The following is a 19,463-nucleotide window of genomic DNA, read 5'->3' on the forward strand; positions in this document are numbered from 1 at the left end:
AACACTATAATTTTATGTCAGATGATAAGAAGGTAATCTTCTCCATGTCAGGAGTTACGAAAACCTATAAAAATGCTAATACCCCAGTTTTAAAGAATATTTATCTAAGTTTTTTCTACGGTGCCAAAATAGGGATCTTAGGTTTAAACGGTTCGGGTAAATCTACTTTGTTAAAAATCATTGCTGGAGTTGATAAAAACTTTCAAGGAGATGTTGTTTTCTCCCCTGGGTATAAAGTAGGTTACTTGGAACAAGAGCCAGAATTGGATGAGAACAAAACTGTGCTTGAAATTGTAAAAGAAGGGGTTGCGGAAACTGTGGCAATTCTTGATGAATACAATAAGATAAACGATATGTTCGGTCTTCCCGAGGTTTATGAGGATGCCGATAAAATGCAGAAGTTGATGGATCAACAAGCTGTGTTACAAGATAAAATTGATGCTGCAAACGCTTGGGAACTGGATACCAAGTTAGAAATTGCAATGGATGCTCTGCGTACTCCGGATCCTGACAAGAAAATAGCAGTTCTTTCAGGTGGTGAAAGAAGAAGGGTAGCTTTATGTAGACTACTACTACAAGAACCAGAGATTTTGTTATTAGATGAACCTACTAACCACTTAGATGCAGAATCTGTGCATTGGTTAGAGCATCATTTGGCGTCTTATAAAGGAACGGTAATTGCCGTAACGCACGATAGGTATTTCTTGGATAATGTTGCCGGTTGGATTTTAGAATTGGACAGGGGAGAAGGTATTCCTTGGAAAGGGAATTATTCATCTTGGTTAGATCAAAAGTCTAAGCGTATGGCTCAAGAAAGTAAAACGGCTTCAAAAAGACAAAAAACCCTTGAACGAGAGCTTGATTGGGTACGCCAAGGAGCAAAAGGTAGACAGACAAAACAAAAAGCACGTCTTAAGAACTACGATAAATTAATGAGTCAGGATCAAAAACAACTTGACGAAAAACTTGAAATCTATATTCCTAACGGACCACGTTTGGGTACCAATGTAATTGAAGCAAAAGGAGTAAGCAAAGCTTATGATGATAAGTTGCTTTACGAAGACTTAAATTTTAAATTGCCACAAGCTGGTATTGTAGGTATTATTGGACCAAATGGTGCCGGTAAGACCACTATCTTTAGAATGATCATGGGTGAAGAAACTCCAGATAAGGGTGAGTTTGAAACTGGTGAAACAGCTAAAATTGCATATGTTGATCAAAGCCATTCTAATATTGATCCTGAAAAAACCATTTGGCAGAATTTCAGTGATGAGCAAGAATTGGTGATGATGGGTGGTAAGCAAGTAAATTCTCGCGCTTACCTAAGTAGGTTCAATTTTTCTGGTAGTGAGCAGAACAAAAAGGTAAATATGCTATCAGGTGGTGAACGTAACCGTTTGCATTTGGCAATGACATTGAAAGAAGAAGGTAACGTGCTTCTTTTAGATGAGCCTACCAACGATTTAGATGTAAATACATTGCGAGCTTTAGAAGAAGGTTTAGAGAATTTTGCTGGTTGTGCAGTAGTGATTTCTCACGATAGATGGTTCTTGGATCGTATTTGTACACATATCTTAGCTTTTGAAGGTGATTCTCAAGTGTATTTCTTTGAAGGTTCTTTCTCTGATTATGAAGAGAATAAAAAGAAACGTTTAGGCGGAGATCTTATGCCGAAACGAATTAAGTATAAAAAGTTGATTAGATAATGGTTTAGTCAAATAATTAAAAAGCCCGCAAACGCGGGCTTTTTAATTTTCAGCTAACAGCTGACTAATATTCCTCATTTGGGTACCAATCTAATTGAACAACCTCTATATCTTGATTGGCTGCATTTACGAGATTTTTAAATTTTTCAACATCGCTTACATCTGGTTTACCTCTATAGTGATAAGGATACACCTGTTTTGGTTTGAAATCCAATACCGCAGCTGCAGCACTTTCTTCGGTCATGGTGTATGGAAGATTCATACATATAAAGGCTTTGTCTATATTTTTTAAAGCGCGCATTTCAGGTATATCTTCTGTGTCTCCAGAAAAATAAATTCGTTGATCATCTATATTTAAAACATAACCATTACCTCTCCCGTTACTGTGAAATTTTAGAGCTTCTTCTCTTAAGTTGTACATGGGTATAGCTTCAATGGTAATTCCGCTTACCACTTCACTGGTTCCATTGTTCATGATTACCAATTGTTCAGAGAATTTTTCAGGTAATTCGTCGGCAACCGCTTGTGGTACAACAAAAGTTGCATTTGAAGTATCTAATTCGTTCAAAGTCTCAATATTCAAATGATCACCGTGAATATCCGTAATCAAAATTAAAGTAGGTTGTTTTTGTCCTTCAAAAGCTTCTGCGCCACCTACGGGGTCAAGGTAAATGACCACATCGTTCCACTCTAACACGGCAGTAGCATGTTCAATTGGTGTAATATCAATTTTGGCGTTGGTATTTTCGCTTTTCATTGTAGATGATATATCTTCTTCAACTTCTTGGGTGGATTTCATATCATTTTCCGATTTCTTAGCCTCTTTGCAAGAGAAAGAAATACTAGTAATAAAAATTAATAGGAGTAATTTATTCATGTTCATCGTTATTTTAGTTTTAATTCCATTTTTATATCAGACCTAAGGTAGTCTATATAATCTACCATTGGTTTAATTGTAAACCCATGTTTTCTGTAAATATGTAATGCGGTATCAAGCTTGGTACTTGAATAAAGCTCTAATACTTCATAGTTTTTATTTTTTGCGAAGTTAATAGCGTATGACAATAATTGTTGACCTATTCTTAAACCTCGATGGGATTTGCTTACCGCCATTTTTCCCAATTCAAAACGTTTTTCGTTTTTTTTAATCAAAGCAAAACATCCAACTGGCTCATTGTGCCATAGCCCTATAAATATATGTCCGCCTTTATCGATGATTGCTGCTTGGCTGTCATCTAAAAGTTCCCTGTCTTTGTCTTCCACTTCAAAATATTCTGTTATCCAGGCAATATTTAAGTCTTTAAAGTTTTGAGTATATTTAGTCTCAAAAGGCACAATAACAAGCATGATCAATATTTAATCTGTTGGTTGCATCTAAATTATAGTATATTTTATGGTATTTAACACGTTTTATAATTTAATTTTATGCTAAAGAATCTAAATTTTGAATTAACACGTATATAAACTGAACAAACAGACACTTTATTAAATTTACAATTATGACTGAAACAAAAAACAACAATGGTTTAAAAGTTTTGACCGCTCTTTTAGGTGTTGTGCTTTTAGCAACTATCATTTATACAGTAAGTCTTTATCAAGATAAAAAGAAGACAGAAGTTGTTCTTTCTAAAGAGAAAGAATTGGTAGTTGAAGATTTAAATAGCTTAAAATCTGAATATGATAAAGCTATTTTAGAAAGCAACGCTACTAATGAAGAATTGGTTAGTGCAAGGGATAATATTGCAAAGTATATTGACTCTGTAAAAACTATGAAGGCAGATATTAGTTCTTTATCTAGATATAGAAGACAAGTAGGTGTTCTTAAAGCGGAGAGAGAGCAATTGTTAAAGCAAGTGGATTCTTTAACACGTTCAAATTCAATGATCGCTATGCAACGTGATAGTACGTATGTTGAATTAGAGAAGCAAACTGTTTTTAATGATTCTTTGGTTGTACAAAATACAAACTTGGCTCAAGTAGTTGAGAAGGGTTCAGCATTGAACCTATCTAAATTTAACGTTGATGCGGTTAAAGAACGTAATAGTGGAAAATTGGTTTCTACACAACGTGCAAGAGCTACCGACAAGTTTAAAATTTGTTTTACAGTTGCTGATAACGTAATTGCTCAAGCTGGAGACAGAGAGTTTTTCTTAGAGGTTTTAGATCCTCAAGGTAACGTACTTGGTGGTGGTAATTCAATGACCAATGATAACGGAGCTTCAATTACTTATAGTAAACAAACAGGTTTCTACTATGAAAACAAATCTTTAGATGTATGTGATTACATTAATAAGCCAGCTGGTGATTTTAAAGATGGAAACTACATGGTTAACGTATATGATGACCAATTGAAATTATTGGGTACTTCTAAATTTATGTTGAAGTAAGTTTACATATTAGTTCAAAATATAAAAGGCGACCAATATGGTCGCCTTTTTTTTGTTAAGAAGTTATTGAAGTCTTAGTCTTTTAGACTACCTACCATATTTTCTGGTTTTACCCATTCATCATAGTCTTCGGCAGAAACATAGCCTAAGTTCACTGCTTCCTCTTTTAATGTTGTACCGTTCTTATGGGCGGTGTTTGCTATCTCTGCAGCTTTGTAATACCCTATTTTGGTATTCAAGGCAGTTACAAGCATTAAAGAATTGTTCAATAATTCTTTAATTACGGCATGATTTGGCTCTATACCAGCTGCACAATGCTCTTCAAAGCTTACACAGGCATCGCCGATAAGTTGTGCAGATTGTAATATGTTAGCTGCCATCATTGGTTTAAAGACGTTTAATTCATAATGCCCTTGTGTTCCACCAACACTAACGGCAACATCGTTACCCATAACCTGGGCGCAAACCATAGTCATTGCTTCACACTGTGTAGGATTAACTTTTCCTGGCATAATAGAACTACCGGGCTCATTTGCAGGAATAATAATTTCACCAATACCTGAACGTGGTCCAGAAGCCATCATTCTAATATCATTGGCAATCTTGTTCAAAGAAACAGCCAATTGCTTCAATGCGCCATGGCTTTCAACAATAGCATCATGAGCAGCAAGAGCTTCAAATTTATTTTCAGCGGTAATAAATGGTAAGCCCGTAAAATCTGCTATGTATTTTGCGACCAAAACATCATAACCTTCAGGAGTATTCAGTCCTGTACCAACTGCAGTTCCCCCAAGTGCTAACTCGCTCAAATGTTCCAGCGTGTTTTTTAATGCCTTTAAACCGTGATCTAATTGAGATACATAACCAGAAAATTCTTGACCAAGGGTTAGGGGAGTTGCGTCCATTAAATGGGTACGCCCTATTTTAACTACATCTTTAAACTCTTTCGATTTTTTATGTAATGTATCTCTTAGTTGGGTTACACCAGGTATGGTTACTTCCACAATTTTTTTGTAGGATGCGATATGCATACCGGTAGGGAAGGTATCGTTAGATGATTGGGATTTATTTACATCATCATTAGGCTGTATAGTTTTTTCTCCTTCGCCAATAACTTTACCTGCAATTTCATGGGCTCTATTGGCAACAACTTCGTTTACGTTCATATTACTTTGCGTGCCAGAACCTGTTTGCCATATTACCAATGGAAATTGGTCATCATGTTTTCCTTCTAAAATTTCATCACAAACTTGTGCGATTAAATCTCTCTTTTCTGCACTTAATACTCCTAGTTCACAGTTAGCATAGGCTGCAGATTTTTTTAAATAGGCGAAACCATAAACGATGTCCAATGGCATAGAAGCAGATGGACCAATTTTAAAATTATTACGTGAGCGTTCTGTTTGTGCGCCCCAATATTTGTCTTTGGGCACTTCAACATTACCCATGGTATCTTTTTCGATTCTGAACTCCATAATCTTATATTTTATATGAATCTTAAATAAACTTATTTATGTAGCTTCAAAAATAAGGTTTACATTTATTTTTATAGTGACAAGTTTGTAGTGAAATGTGAAATTAATTTTGCAGAACGTTTGCAAAAAATAATTCGTTTATGGTATCTTTGTCATATATAAGCAAGAAGATATGTTTGATTTTGACCAATATTTAGGATTTTTAGCTTTTTTAACCATTTTAACAATAGGTTTCTGGCTGATGATGTTTTTGTTATTATTTGTTGTGCCTTACTGGTTAGGTGGTAACATTATTGAATTATTAAAAGAAAGACGCGACAAGAAAAAAGCCGCAAGAGAAGCATAAATAATTAAGTATATAAAAAAAAAGGAAGCCAATTGGCTTCCTTTTTTTGTTGCTATTTTTTTCGTTGTGTTATCCTTCAATTTCTTCTTCACCTTCATCATTGTTGCTTCCTCTGCCATTTCTATTTCTTTCTTTTGGCTGGTTAAAACGATATACAAAGCCCATTGTAATTTGGCGTCTTCTCCACTGAAATTCACTGTCTGATGTAAAGAACTCTGTTTCTGTATAAGAGGTTCTTTTTCTTGAGTTTAATAAATCACTTACATTAAGAGATATGGTTCCGTTATCTTTCAATATATCTTTACTGAAGGCTAGGTTTAAAGAGAAAATTCCCCCGTTTTCGGTTTGAGCTGTAGAAGAAGGTCCTCTGTAGAATGCATTGGTCTGCCAATCTATCTTCGCTGGTAACGATACTTTAGAGCTGAACCTTGCGAACCAGCTTGTGTTTGTTGTGCCATAATCAACGCCATTAAATTCACCTTCTGTAGAAAACTGGAAGAAATTAAAACTTGAATTTAAACGTAACCATTTAGCGGCACTGTATAACATACCGGCTTCAACACCAATTCTGTCATTTGTAGAAAGGTTAATTGGTATAGATCTAATAATTTCAATACCATCTGTAGTCGTTTGTCCGGTTTCTTCTTGTATACGCTCAAATGAATCTGTTTCTCTTTGGTAGTAAATAGAAGATGTCAAAGTTATTTTATCCCATCTTTTAAGGTATCCGATGTCAAATGCATTCGCAAATGCCGGATTTAAGTCTGGGTTACCTTGAAAAATATTTGTTCTACTAGATCTAGAAGGAAATGGGTTTACATATCTTCCTCTTGGTCTATTGATTCTTCGGTTATATCCTAGTGATATATTTTCATTTTCGGCTAGTTCGTAAATCAAATTTATTGTTGGGAAAAGTCCTAGATAATTTTTATCAAAATTTGCATCGACATCAACACCTAATTGTTCTTCAAGTTCTGCAGTGTCATATAAAGAAGATAACTCTCCTTTTAACTGTGTGTTTTCTAAACGAAGTCCCAATAGAAACGAGAAGTCACCAAATTTATTCCCGTATTGGGTGTATAGGGCATTTACGTTTTCAGTATAGGTAAATATATTGGTAAGATCTTCATTGATATCAAACTGACCTGTATCTTGATTTAAAGAATCTAACCTATAATCTGTTCCTGTTTCTTCAAAGGTACCTCTATAACCAGCTTCAAATTGAGAATCACCCATTGGTAATACATAGTCTGCCTGTATTAAATACTCATTTTCAGTTTCTTGTTCAAATACATTCTCCAATACAATTAAATCGTCATTTGGTAAAGTATTGTTCTCTTGTATAATTGAAATTTTATTTTCCTTACCTTTAGAATATTGAGCATCAATCGTCAGTTTTTGACCATCGTCATCTAAATTGTTGATATAGTTAAGTGAGAATTGATAATTGTCGTCATCTTCATTTTCATCTTCAGTTCTATATGTTTCACTGTCTAATGAGTTGCTAATAAACCTCTGATTGGTATTTCCTGTTTCATCTTCACTTTTAGATGTTCTGTAAAACACACTACCTGTAATTGAAGATTGCTCGGTAATAAAATACTCAAGACCTAAATTGGTATTAAATCCTTTTCTAAGCCTGTTGTATTCTCTGTCTTCTATAATTCGATCATAAGTTCCAGAAGTGTACGTATTATCGTAATAAGCGTTACCAGGGGCATCTCTGTAGTTGTAGCCTGTTGTGTTGAATAAATTGAATTTATCGGTACGTAAATTGGCGTTAACCGAAATACCACTATTTACAGGGTAGCCGATCGTTGTGTTAACAGAGCCATTGAAACCTAAGGTTTTTTCTTTTTTAAGTACAATGTTCAAAATACCTGCTGTTCCTTCAGCATCATATCGTGCAGAGGGGCTGGTAATTACTTCTACCTTTTCAATAGCATCTGCAGGTAGTTGTGTAAGTGCATCTGTTGAGCCAAAACCTGCCAATGCAGAGGGTTTTCCGTTTATTAATATTCTTACGTTTTCGTTTCCTCGTAAGCTAATTGCACCTTCAACATCCACATCTACAGATGGTACATTGTTTAAGGCATCGGTAATGGTTGCGCCACTATTGGTTAAGTCTTTACCAATATTGTAAATCTTTTTGTCTAAGCGAACTTCTACCGTAGTTTTTTCTCCGACCACTTCAACAGCTTCTAATTGAGCAACATCCAAAGCAAGTTTGATGATGCCTAAATCTGTTGATTCCGTTAATGTTTGATTTGGTAATCTATAAGTTTTGTATGAAATATATTCAATCGAGATATTGTACTTGCCCGGTGGGGTCTCAACTTTGAAATTACCATCTATATCGGTAATACCGCCAGTAATTTTATCTGGGTTGTTTACACTTTGTAGTACAAGTGTTGCGTATTCTAATGGTAGGTTGTCATCTTTGTCCACAACCTTTCCGCTAATGACAATTGGACCTCTTTCCCGGTCTCCTCCCGGTCTTTGACTATGTATGTAATTGAATGATAGTGTTAAGAGTAGGAGTAAAGGGTAAAGTTGTCTCATTAAGTCAGTTTTTTGATTTCTTTCGTTTTTGTTTTTTCTTCTTTTTTATCGTTTTTGAAACACCATCTTTTTGTAGTGCAACAAAAGCTTCATACTTTTCTAATGGCAGACCGGCTTTTAATTCCTCATCTTGCCTTTTAGTAATATTTTCATATACCTCTGCCATTTTTTCTGGCGGAAGCTTTAATATTTGAGCCTCTATTCGTTCTTGAACATATTTCTTAAGAACAGAGCTTAATACTGCTTGTTCAAATTCATTTAGCTCAAGTGCCTCGGTAATTCTTGGCATTTGCTCATCTACCAGTTCCTCGGCAGTTTTTGGTTTTGGTTCTTCGGCTGGTGTTTGTGCTTGGGGAATAGAACTCCTTTGACTTCCATAACCACCTCTAGATCCATAACCATATTGCGATCCATAACCATATTGTGCGTAAATCGCTGTAGTGCCAAATAAGGCAAACAACAATGTCAATACATTTAGTCCGCTATGCTTTATTACTTTTTTCATGTCATTAGATTATAAAGTTATACTATGGTTTAACCTAAAATGGTTAATTGTTTGTTAAGATAATTATCTTAACAATTATACTAAATTCTATTTTAACAAAGAGTCAATGTTAGAGGCTGGTCTACCGATTACTGCACTGTTTCCATTGATTACAATTGGTCTTTCAATAAGTTTTGGGTAGGAAATCATAGCATCGATCAATTCTTCATCGTTCAACGATTGATGTTTAAATTTCTCTTTCCAAATGGCTTCAGACTTACGTATTAAATTAATTGGTTTTATGTCTAAGCAACTAATTATATTTCTAAGTTCATCTTTAGTAGGTATGTCTTCCAAATACTTAACTACCTCAAATTTCTTGCCAGACTCTTCAAGAACTTTTAAACCTTCTCTAGATTTACTGCATCTAGAATTGTGATATATTTTAATCATAATTAATTTCTTTAAAATTAAAACCCCTACCTATCAAAGATAATACATAGGGATTCTTCGTTTTATTCTTCTTCTTTTTGTCCCATCATCATTAGAAAAGCTTTAAGAAACTGATCAATGTCTCCGTCCATTACATTGTCCACGTTGCCCGTTTCTTCGCCAGTTCTTACATCTTTTACAAGCTTGTACGGATGCATGACATAATTTCTAATCTGTGAGCCCCATTCAATTTTCATTTTAGAGGATTCAATTTCTTGACGAGCTTCCATTTTTTTACGAAGTTCTATTTCATACAATTGAGATTTCAACATTTTCATGGCCGTAGCTCTATTGTCATGTTGACTTCTACTGTCTGAACAAGAAATTTGAATACCGGTAGGGTGGTGGGTCAGTTGCACTTTGGTTTCTACCTTGTTTACATTTTGACCGCCCGCACCACTAGATCTTGCAGTGGTAATAGTAATATCTGCCGGATTTACGTCTACCTCAATACTGTCATCTACCAATGGATATACATATACCGAAACAAATGAGGTATGTCTTTTGGCGTTACTATCAAAAGGAGATATTCTTACCAAGCGATGTACCCCATTTTCCCCTTTTAACCAACCAAAGGCAAATTCACCGTCAATTTCAAGGGTTACGGTCTTTATACCGGCTACATCACCATCTTGGTAGTTGAGCTCCTTTATTTTATAACCGTTCTTTTCTGCCCACATCATATACATGCGCATGAGCATAGCTGCCCAATCGCAACTTTCTGTACCTCCTGCACCAGCGGTAATCTGCAATACGGCAGGTAACTCATCACCTTCTTCCGAAAGCATATTCTTGAATTCCATTTTTTCAATGGTATTCACCGCTTTTTCATATTGCTTTTCAACTTCGGCTTCGGTTACCTCACCTTCTTGTTGAAATTCTATAAGCACTTCTAAATCGGCAACCAGTAGCTGGGCGGCATCAAAATCATCGACCCATTGCTTTTTAGATTGAATGAATTTCATGTGTGCCTGTGCCTCTTGGGGGTTGTCCCAAAAATCAGGAGCTAAAGTTTTTTCTTGCTCGTTCTCTATTTCTATTAATTTGGCATCAATGTCAAAGATACCTCCTTAACGCACCAAGGCGATCTATAAGACCTTTGTAGTGGTCTGTACTTATGTTCATACAATTCTAAATTTTGAGTAAAAATAATACTCTTTTAAGTAATGTTTAAAGATATTTTTAGATTAACTATTGCAACTATGCAATGTAACCGAATAGGTAGTCTTATTCTTGCCTTGTGTATTAACAATGCCTTTTAAAGGTGAACAATCATTATAATCTTTGCCATGGCATATTTTAATATGATTGATATCTGCTAAGACATTATTGGTAGGGTCAAAACCTTTCCAACCTATTTGGGGTATATAACATTCTACCCAGGCATGTAATTGAGAATCACCTTTAAAACCATTTGTTCGATCTAAGTAGCCAGATACATACCTGGTAGGAATACCATTGATACGTGCCAATGCACAGAAAAGGTGGGCAAAATCTTTACAGTCACCTTTTTTATTTAATATAACCTCATTTAGCAGCGTGCCCTTGTCTATATCATTTCTTGAAAACTGTACGTAATTATAAATCCAATGATTTAAATTTTCAAGATTTTTAAAAATTGAAATAGATACATCAAAACTATATAATTGATCTTGTGTTGCGGTAATATTTGTAAACGGGGTAGCTTTTAAAAATCGCTCGTGATTAATTTTAAAATCGAGCTTATGCAACTCTTCATGTTCCAATGCGATGTTGAAATTGGTCTTGAATTTTAAAGGGTCAATGTCTTCCTTTATGAATTTAATTGTAGCTTCAAAAGTAACTTCTTTAAATTTTTTCTTAGGATGTACTCTTAGGGTTTTAAATCCATATCCGTTTATAGAATACTCTGTGATTGCGAATAATGAGTTGTTGAATTCTACTTCAACATCGTGTTGGCTATCATTCTCAATAGGAATTATTAAAAACTGCCAATAGGCATTATGAACCCAATCTTCGTATGTAATTTCGGTCCTGTACTTTATTTCAAATTCTCTCGGCATAAGAGGGCAAAGATACCTTATTTAACTTGGCTAATAGTTAAAAAACTCTTCGTCAACTTTATCACTTATATCCACAAGGCTTTTTAAAATATTTTCTATAAACGACTTAATATCTTGATCTATTTCCTCTATGTATTTATACTCATATTCAGACCTGACCCTACCTATTAGAAAAGCAGTGGAGTCTTTGTTGTAGCGTCTTTCAGGATTTAAAATTTTCACATGCTGGTTCACTTGGTTTAATGAATTCATTACAGACCTTGGGCAATTAGGGTTTAGAATTAAAAACTCTAATGTAGTTATGCTGGTAGGTGTCTTTTTGTAAAACCTGCGCATCATATCATAAGACTCTGCGCATTTTAATAGAGTGGTCCATTCAAAGCTTTTGCTGAATTTATCATTTTCTCCACCTTGAGAAAGTAATGCATCATTAAATTTTGCATTGATCATTCTGGTTATTTGAGTGGCTCTTTCAATATTGATGCCCATTGATATTATAGCATATGTTGCATCATGCAGAAGGGTGCCCCTTATTTTACCACGAAGTATGTCGGTCATTTCAGCAACATTGGTTGTGAAGTCATGTAAGCCATTTTTCACGAAAATCTCTTTTGGGTAATTAATTACAAAGTGGTAAAACTTATTGATCGCCTCATACAGTTCTGTTGAGATCAAATCTCTGGCACTGTTGGCATTCTCTCTGGCAAATTTTATATTATTTATTATAGAAGAAGAATAGGTTGGGTCTAGCCCTATTTTATAAAGTACATCTTCTTCTTTTAGAAATTTGTCTGGATCTTCCTCTGGGTCACCTACCATAAAAAGCATTGATCGTAATACAAATTGACGGTCTTGAGATTTTAAGTTTGGTGCATCTAACGAGGAGAAATAATTTACATTTAAATATCTTGCTACGTGTTCTGAACGTTCAATATAACGTCCCATCCAAAATAGATTATTGGCAACTCTTGCTAACATATAGTTTCTTTATTTTTTTAATACCCAGGTGTCTTTTGATCCGCCTCCTTGAGAAGAGTTAACTATTAAGTTACCTCTTTGAAGCGCTACGCGTGTCAATCCGCCTTTAAGAACAAACTCTTTGTCTTTGCCAAGAACGGTGAAGGTTCTTAGGTCTACATGTCGTTGTTCAAAAGATTCGGTATCGTCAATATACGTAGGGTGTACCGACAATGACATTATTGGTTGGGCAACATATTTTCTAGGGCTAGCCTTAACTTCAGCTTTTACCTTTTCTATTTCTTCCTTGCTTAATTTATTTCCTATGGATATACCGTAACCACCAGCTTCGTCAACCGGTTTGATTACAAGTTCATGAATATGCTCTAAAACGTATTTTAATTCGTCGGGCCTACTACAGTGATAGGTATGTACATTATTTAATATAGGTTCTTCGTTGAGGTAGTACTTAATGATTTCTGGCATATATGTATACACGGCCTTGTCATCTGCTACACCGGTGCCTGGTGCATTGGCCAATGTAACATTTCCTTTTTTATATGCGGCGAATAAACCCGGTACTCCAAGAACGGAATCTGGATTAAATTCTAATGGGTCTATGAATTGGTCATCTATTCGTCTGTAAATAACATCTACCTTTTCTGGTCCTTTAATGGTTTTCATGTAAACAAAATCATTTTCCACAAAAAGATCACGGCCCTCCACAAGTTCAACGCCCATGGTTTTGGCTAAATAAGAATGCTCATAAAAAGCAGAATTGTACATGCCTGGGGTTATAACTACTACATTGGGAACATCTACACCTTTTGGTTTTACCGATTCTAGTAGCTCTAAAAGGTTTTCAGCATAATTGGTTACGGTATGCGTCTGGTAGTGGTTAAATACTCCAAAAAGTGCTTTTTTAAGTGCAGTACGGTTGCAGATGACATAACTTACTCCCGACGGACACCTTATATTATCTTCTAATACGTAGTACTTTCCGTCTTTGTGCTTAATGACATCGGTTCCGGAAATGTGATTGTATATTCCTCCCGGAGGATTTAATCCGTTCATCTGATCGAGGTAATTGGCAGATGAAGTAATCAGTTCTACAGGAACAACTTTATCCTTTAATATCTTTTTGTCATGATAAATATCCCATAAAAATAAATTCAGTGCTTTACTTCTTTGTATAGATCCTCGTTCTATAATATCCCAATCTACCGGGTCGATAATTCTAGGGAATAAATCAAAAGGAAAAATCTTTTCTTGAATGTTGTTCTCACCATAGACTTGAAAAGTTATCCCTTGGTTAAAAAATGAAGATTTGGCTTTATTGTTTAAGGTAACATAATCCTTAATCGAATGTTCGCCATAGAGGTTGAATAGTTTTTGATAAACCTCTTTTACTTTTCCTTTCTTATCATGTATTTCGTCATATAGATCTGGGTTTTTTTGATAAGAAGAGAAAATTTGATTTTCAATGTTCTCCATAAAAATTGTTTTGTTAAAAGGTACATGATAAATTGCAAATATCAAGTGTCATATTTACAATAATTGGTAGTATTTTTCCTTATTCTATAATTATTAGATAGCTTTTTTAACAAGTATGATAATTATAATATAGTTAAGCTTTCCTGTTTTTCATTCGTTGGTTTTTCTATACTTTTAAGGAAAACTTATAGAGAATGAGAAAGCACTATGTACTTTTTGTTGGATTGATACTTTTATCGATCTCAATGGTATCCGCACAGTTTAGCGATAAAAAGAAATACTTTGAAAAATATGAAGGGTTTTATAATTTTTACTACGACGAGGGAAGTGATAAAATATACTTAGAAGTTGAAAAATTAGATGAAGAATTTCTATATGTATATTCACTAAGTAGTGGTATTGGTAGCAATGATATAGGTTTGGATAGAGGGCAGTTGGGCGACGAGCAAGTTGTTTACTTTACAAAAGCGGGCAACAAACTATTGTTGATACAGCCTAATTTAAAATATAGGGCCATTACCAATAATGAACTAGAACGTAAATCTGTAGAACAGGCTTTTGCTAAATCCGTTTTATTTGGCTTTCCTATTGTAGAAGAGAATAACGGTACATATATAATAGATATCACAGATTTTTTAATGCAAGATGCTCACGGAGTTTCTAGTCGGTTAAAGAGAAGAGAACAAGGTTCTTATAGCCTTGATAAATCTAAAAGTGCATTTGCTTTAGATAGAACCAAGGCTTTTCCTAAAAATGTAGAGTTCGATGTTACGATGACTTTTAAGGGGCAGGCGAAAGGAAGCTATATAAGAAGCGTAGCTCCAAATGCAAACCTGGTTACCGTTGCAGAACATCATTCATTTATAGAGTTACCGGATAATAAGTACAAAAAACGTGTATTCGACCCAAGGTCGGGCTCTTCTCCTTTTAACTACTATGATTATGCTACTCCTGTTGAAGAAAATATTTTAAAGCAATTTATAAGAAGACACCGCTTAGAGAAAAAAGACCCTACTGCAGAAGTGAGCGAGGCGGTTGAACCTATAATTTATTATTTGGATAATGGTACACCAGAACCTGTAAGATCTGCTTTATTAGAAGGTGGTCGTTGGTGGAACCAGGCTTTTGAAGCTATTGGATATAAAGATGCCTTTCAGCTAAAAATGTTACCAGATGACGCGGATCCTTTAGATGTTCGCTACAATGTAATTCAATGGGTTCACCGATCTACCAGAGGGTGGAGTTATGGTAGTAGTATTACCGATCCAAGAACTGGTGAAATTATGAAAGGTCATGTAAGTCTGGGTAGCTTGAGAATACGACAAGATTTTTTAATCGCTCAGGCGTTAATGAATAAACCATTTGCCGAGCGAGACGATAATTATGAGCACATGTTAGAAATGGCCATAGCGCGTATTAGGCAATTGTCTGCTCATGAAATAGGACATACTTTAGGGTTTGCGCATAATTATGCTGCCAGTACCACGGGCAAAGCCTCGGTGATGGATTATCCTCATCCACAGTTTACTTTAAAAGATGGCGAGATCAACTTTGCAAATGCCTATGAAACCGGTATCGGTGATTGGGACAAGGTAACTGTGGCTTATTCTTACCAAGATTTTAAGAATGGGGAAAGTGAAAAAGAAGGCTTGAACAAGATTTTAGATAAAGCAAAAGCCGACGGACTACGTTACATTACCGATCAAGATGCAAGACCGCAAGGTAGTGCCCATGTTTTAGCCCATTTGTGGGATAATGGTACCGATGTCAGTAAAGAGTTAGAAGATATGCTGAACATCCGTAAGGTTGCAATAGATAATTTTTCTGTTGATAATATTCAAGAAGGTACACCGTATTCTGTATTGGAAGATGTGTTTGTGCCGCTATATTTCTTTCATAGGTACCAAACTGAAGGTGTAGCCAAAATAATAGGTGGGTTGGAATATAATTATGCCGTAAAGGGTGATGGGCAAGAAGTGGTCGCTATTGCCAATAAAGCGATGCAAGAAGAAGCCCTGAAGACTGTGTTGAAAACCTTGGATGCCAATGAGATCGCAATACCAAAAGATAAGTTAAGCTTATTTCCGCCGCGTTCTTTTGGTACACCTAGAACAAGGGAATCCATAAAAGGTAAAACAGGTGTGTCATTCGATGCACTATCAGCTGTAGAAACTGCTTCTGATATGACTTTGAAGTTTTTGTTGCATCCAGAAAAGGCATCGAGACTTATTCAGCAAAAAGCTGTTGATACCGATAATGTTGGTTTAGATGAGGTTTTAGATAAATTGATAGCCTCAACTATTAATAAAAAGCAAAAAAACGCATATTTAAACGAAGCACAGACCATTATAAACTTTAGGGTTTTACTGCATGTTATGAACTTGGCTGGTCATAATAATGTACACCCACAAGTAAATGCCATTGCTTCTCAAAAATTAAAAGAACTACGTTCTCAATTTTCGAAGGATTCTGGAAGTAATGCCATTAGTGCAGAAATGGTCAAAAGAATTAACGCCTTTGATGAGCATCCAGAATTGTTCAAAGTGATACCTTCGCCAAAAATTCCAGATGGTTCGCCAATTGGAACAACATGTTTTCACTAATTCACTTATTATAATTCAAGTATGCTTATTAATCTTATCAGTGATACGGTAACCAAACCAACCCAAGGTATGTTAGATGCTATGATGTCTGCAGCCGTTGGTGATGATGTGTTTAAAGAAGATCCAACGGTAAATGCCCTAGAGGAAAAGGCAGCTAAACTTTTTGGAATGGAGTCGGCACTTTTTTTTCCAAGTGGCACCATGACCAACCAGACTGCGATTAAGTTACATACACAGCCTGGTGAACAGTTAATTTGTGATAAATATGCCCACATTTATAATTATGAGGGTGGTGGTGTTAGTTTTAATAGCGGAGTGTCTTGTAGATTGGTTGATGGTGATAGAGGAACCATGACCGCTGAGCAGGTTACGGCAGCTATAAATCCACCAGATTTTTATCATAGCCCATTAACTACATTGGTAAGTATAGAAAACACCGCAAATAAAGGAGGAGGAACTTGTTGGGATTTTAATGAGTTGCTAGCGATTAGAAAAGTGTGCGATGAACATAATTTAGGGTATCATTTAGACGGTGCCCGATTATGGAATGCCATGGTAGAAATGAAAGAGACTCCTTTGCAATACGGTGAGCTTTTTGATACTATTAGTGTCTGTTTAAGTAAAGGGCTTGGTTGCCCTGTAGGGTCATTATTATTGGGTACAAAAGTACAAATGGAAAAAGCTATTCGTATTCGTAAAATATTTGGGGGCGGTATGAGGCAATCTGGTTTCTTGGCCGCAGCTGCTATTTATGCGCTGGATAATCATGTAGACCGTTTAGCCGATGATCATAAAAGAGCAAAGGAAATAGGGGAGGCTTTATCGGCAAAGTCATTCATTAAAAAAGTGGAGCCTATAGAAACCAATATCGTCATTTTTGAAATTGATGAGTCATTTATGACAAGTGATCAATTTGTAAATAGATTAAAAGAAAAAGAAATTCTAATAATAGGTATGGGACAAGGAAAATTGCGAATGGTAACCCATTTAGACTATACAGATAATATGCATAACGAATTGCTTAAGCATTTGGCCGCTTTTTAATTCACTCTTCTAAACTGTTCTTAATATTGAGTATGCCATTTTCCATTCCTGCTTCAGAAGAATAAAATCCGCTAGCGCCTACAATCTTACCAGTAGAATTTTTTAATTCCACCAAAAATTTACCATCGGTGTTGGTTCTTCTTTCAAAGAATTTTCCGTTAGATTTTTTTAGTGATTTAATATCCCTTATTGTCTTATCTGTTTCATTTTCACTATTAAAGGGTATACTTTTTAATAATACTTGCCCATTGCCAGACTTTAAAATAAACTGGTAGAATCCGTCTTTATCTTTAATAATTTTAATCATATCCTTAAAGATAAATAATATTTTCTCTGCTTTTTAGTGACTTTTTAAATAATAGTGTGTCTTAATTATTGAGGCGTTAAATAAAGGTTTTTTTAATAGAGCTCGACACTCAAATTAAACCGGTTAACAGGAAACCTCGGATAAATAATTATAAATAACCAATTATTAATTTTAAACACTATCAAAATGAAGAAAGTATTATTTCTAGCAGTTGCATTTTCTGCTTCTTTTGCAATGGCACAAGACTTGCCGTCAAACCCAGAACCAGGTAAATGTTATGTTCGTTGTACAACGCCAGATGTTTATGTGAATGAAACAACTACTATTACAACAAATCCATCGTACAAAATTTTAAAAACGATTCCTGCTACTTTTAAGACAATTACAGAGCGTGTATTGGTTAGAGAAGAAGAAAAAGTGCTTACCGTGGTTCCTGCTAAGTGGGGAACGGAAACGGTAACTTACGTATCTAAAGGAGGTGGAAATTCTTTAAAAGTAATCCCTGCTTCTTTTTCTCCCAGTACACAAACTATAGAAATTAAGCCTGCATATGCACAGTGGGAACTTGGTGTTGCCGCTCCTGATTGTGAGTCAGGAAATCCAGATGATTGTAGATACTGGTGTTACAAAGGGTATCCTGCACAGTTCGAAACAGTTTCAACTCAAGTATTGGCTAGTGATGCCTCTACAACAAGTTCTCCTTTAGGATCTCAAAATGGTTCTTATACTAAAGCTGTATTGCTTTCGCCTGCTACTGTAGTTGAAAAAATTATACCAGCAGAATACAAAGAAATCACTAAAACCGTATTGGATAAAGATGCCTATACTGTTGAAGAGATTATACCTGCCAAAACAACTACGATCACCAAAGAAGTTTTAAAGGAAAAAGGTGGTTTAACTACGTGGAAAGAAGTGGAATGTGCTTTAGTTGAGTACCAAGCTTTACCTATAAACTGGAACTCTGGTAGTGCAACATTGACTTCAGAAGCTAAGAGTATTATTGATAACAGATTACTTCCAATATTGGCGCAAAACCCAGGAGTGAAAGTTGAATTAGCTTCTCATACAGATTCTCAGGGTAGTTCAGTATCTAACCAAGACCTATCTGAAAGAAGAGCTAAGGCTGTAGCTGATTACCTAATTACAAAAGGTGTAAACTCTAGTCTTTTAGTAGCTAACGGTTACGGTGAAACTAGATTATTGAACAGATGTAGTGATGGTGTTTCTTGTACGGCAAGAGAGCATGCAGTAAATAGAAGAACTCAATTTAGATTAATTAACAATTAATAATTAGGTTGTTTTTTTGATTGAAAAGGGCTTACATAAAGTAAGCCCTTTTTTAATGCTTTAAACTTAAATCATAATAAACATCTTACTTTATTGTTTGATGCTGTTTTGTTTTGGTAAGAATGTTTTTTCGTAAAGGTTGTAGTTGAGGTTATTTTTTGATCTTATCACAATCTTAAACTAATAATGCTCTTTATTACAGTCGTAAAAATTATCTATTATGCAGGGTAATAATTGTAAGTAGATAAAGCTTATAATAATATAATAGAGTGATGTT

The 19,463-nt window shown here is 35.2% G+C and carries 17 protein-coding genes; 6 read left to right on the forward strand and 11 right to left on the reverse strand.

Annotated elements, in window-relative coordinates; all coding sequences use genetic code 11:
* The first annotated feature begins 14 nt into the window (after positions 1-14).
* Positions 15-1,706 (forward strand): energy-dependent translational throttle protein EttA, encoded by a 1,692-nt coding sequence (gene ettA / locus DCS95_RS18135; RefSeq protein ID WP_116772214.1) that lies wholly within the window; start codon positions 15-17, stop codon positions 1,704-1,706.
* A gap of 64 nt (positions 1,707-1,770) precedes the next feature.
* Here ettA and DCS95_RS18140 read toward each other — a convergent pair whose 3' ends face one another.
* Positions 1,771-2,589: an MBL fold metallo-hydrolase gene (locus DCS95_RS18140; RefSeq protein ID WP_425269169.1), complete on the reverse strand. Its 819-nt coding sequence runs from the start codon at positions 2,587-2,589 to the stop codon at positions 1,771-1,773.
* A gap of 2 nt (positions 2,590-2,591) precedes the next feature.
* Entirely contained in the window at positions 2,592-3,053 is a 462-nt protein-coding gene (locus DCS95_RS18145) for a GNAT family N-acetyltransferase (RefSeq protein WP_116772215.1), read from the reverse strand.
* 152 nt (positions 3,054-3,205) lie between these two features.
* Here DCS95_RS18145 and DCS95_RS18150 point away from each other — a divergent pair, with 152 nt between their 5' ends.
* On the forward strand, positions 3,206-4,093 hold the full coding sequence (locus DCS95_RS18150) for a hypothetical protein (RefSeq protein WP_116772216.1): 888 nt from the start codon (positions 3,206-3,208) through the stop codon (positions 4,091-4,093).
* Positions 4,094-4,167: 74 nt separating this feature from the next.
* Here DCS95_RS18150 and fumC read toward each other — a convergent pair whose 3' ends face one another.
* A complete protein-coding gene (gene fumC, locus DCS95_RS18155; protein ID WP_116772217.1) occupies positions 4,168-5,568 on the reverse strand; it encodes a class II fumarate hydratase in 1,401 nt (466 codons plus the stop codon).
* A 172-nt stretch (positions 5,569-5,740) separates the two neighbouring features.
* Between fumC and DCS95_RS20340 the strand changes: the two genes are divergently transcribed.
* The gene (locus DCS95_RS20340) at positions 5,741-5,914 is read left to right on the forward strand and encodes a hypothetical protein (RefSeq protein ID WP_091609002.1); all 174 of its coding nucleotides are present in this window, start codon (positions 5,741-5,743) and stop codon (positions 5,912-5,914) included.
* 69 nt (positions 5,915-5,983) lie between these two features.
* On the opposite strand, the gene DCS95_RS18160 is transcribed toward DCS95_RS20340, so the two are convergent.
* From DCS95_RS18160 to DCS95_RS18190, 7 genes are all read right to left on the reverse strand, one after another.
* On the reverse strand, positions 5,984-8,476 hold the full coding sequence (locus tag DCS95_RS18160) for a TonB-dependent receptor (RefSeq protein WP_116772218.1): 2,493 nt from the start codon (positions 8,474-8,476) through the stop codon (positions 5,984-5,986).
* A 4-nt stretch (positions 8,477-8,480) separates the two neighbouring features.
* The gene (locus DCS95_RS18165; RefSeq protein ID WP_116772219.1) at positions 8,481-8,981 is read right to left on the reverse strand and encodes a hypothetical protein; all 501 of its coding nucleotides are present in this window, start codon (positions 8,979-8,981) and stop codon (positions 8,481-8,483) included.
* A gap of 87 nt (positions 8,982-9,068) precedes the next feature.
* A complete protein-coding gene (gene arsC / locus DCS95_RS18170; protein WP_116772220.1) occupies positions 9,069-9,413 on the reverse strand; it encodes an arsenate reductase (glutaredoxin) in 345 nt (114 codons plus the stop codon).
* Between the two features lie 62 nt (positions 9,414-9,475).
* Positions 9,476-10,577, reverse strand: a protein-coding gene (gene prfB / locus DCS95_RS18175; protein ID WP_236564497.1) for a peptide chain release factor 2 whose coding sequence is annotated in 2 segments (ribosomal slippage) — positions 9,476-10,510 and positions 10,512-10,577 — 1,101 coding nt in all. Because the reading frame shifts where the segments join, the coding sequence is not laid out codon by codon here.
* A gap of 62 nt (positions 10,578-10,639) precedes the next feature.
* Positions 10,640-11,494, reverse strand: a complete 855-nt coding sequence (locus tag DCS95_RS18180; RefSeq protein WP_116772222.1) for a transglutaminase-like domain-containing protein — start codon at positions 11,492-11,494, stop codon at positions 10,640-10,642.
* Positions 11,495-11,524: 30 nt separating this feature from the next.
* A complete protein-coding gene (locus DCS95_RS18185) occupies positions 11,525-12,472 on the reverse strand; it encodes an alpha-E domain-containing protein (RefSeq protein ID WP_116772223.1) in 948 nt (315 codons plus the stop codon).
* A gap of 9 nt (positions 12,473-12,481) precedes the next feature.
* Positions 12,482-13,945, reverse strand: coding sequence for a circularly permuted type 2 ATP-grasp protein (locus DCS95_RS18190; RefSeq protein ID WP_116772224.1), 1,464 nt, complete (start codon positions 13,943-13,945; stop codon positions 12,482-12,484).
* Positions 13,946-14,139: 194 nt separating this feature from the next.
* On the opposite strand from DCS95_RS18190, the gene DCS95_RS18195 reads away from it, so the two are divergent.
* Both DCS95_RS18195 and DCS95_RS18200 read left to right on the forward strand, forming a co-directional pair.
* Complete coding sequence (locus DCS95_RS18195; RefSeq protein WP_116772225.1) at positions 14,140-16,548, forward strand: zinc-dependent metalloprotease; 2,409 nt, start codon at positions 14,140-14,142, stop codon at positions 16,546-16,548.
* Positions 16,549-16,569: 21 nt separating this feature from the next.
* On the forward strand, positions 16,570-17,592 hold the full coding sequence (locus tag DCS95_RS18200; RefSeq protein ID WP_116772226.1) for a threonine aldolase family protein: 1,023 nt from the start codon (positions 16,570-16,572) through the stop codon (positions 17,590-17,592).
* Position 17,593: 1 nt separating this feature from the next.
* Here DCS95_RS18200 and DCS95_RS18205 read toward each other — a convergent pair whose 3' ends face one another.
* On the reverse strand, positions 17,594-17,899 hold the full coding sequence (locus tag DCS95_RS18205) for a YegP family protein (protein WP_116772227.1): 306 nt from the start codon (positions 17,897-17,899) through the stop codon (positions 17,594-17,596).
* 186 nt (positions 17,900-18,085) lie between these two features.
* Here DCS95_RS18205 and DCS95_RS18210 point away from each other — a divergent pair, with 186 nt between their 5' ends.
* Positions 18,086-19,186 (forward strand): OmpA family protein, encoded by a 1,101-nt coding sequence (locus DCS95_RS18210; protein ID WP_116772228.1) that lies wholly within the window; start codon positions 18,086-18,088, stop codon positions 19,184-19,186.
* The last annotated feature ends 277 nt before the right edge of the window (positions 19,187-19,463 follow it).

It is taken from the genome of Maribacter litoralis, from assembly GCF_003075045.1.
GTDB classification, from domain to species: domain Bacteria; phylum Bacteroidota; class Bacteroidia; order Flavobacteriales; family Flavobacteriaceae; genus Maribacter; species Maribacter litoralis.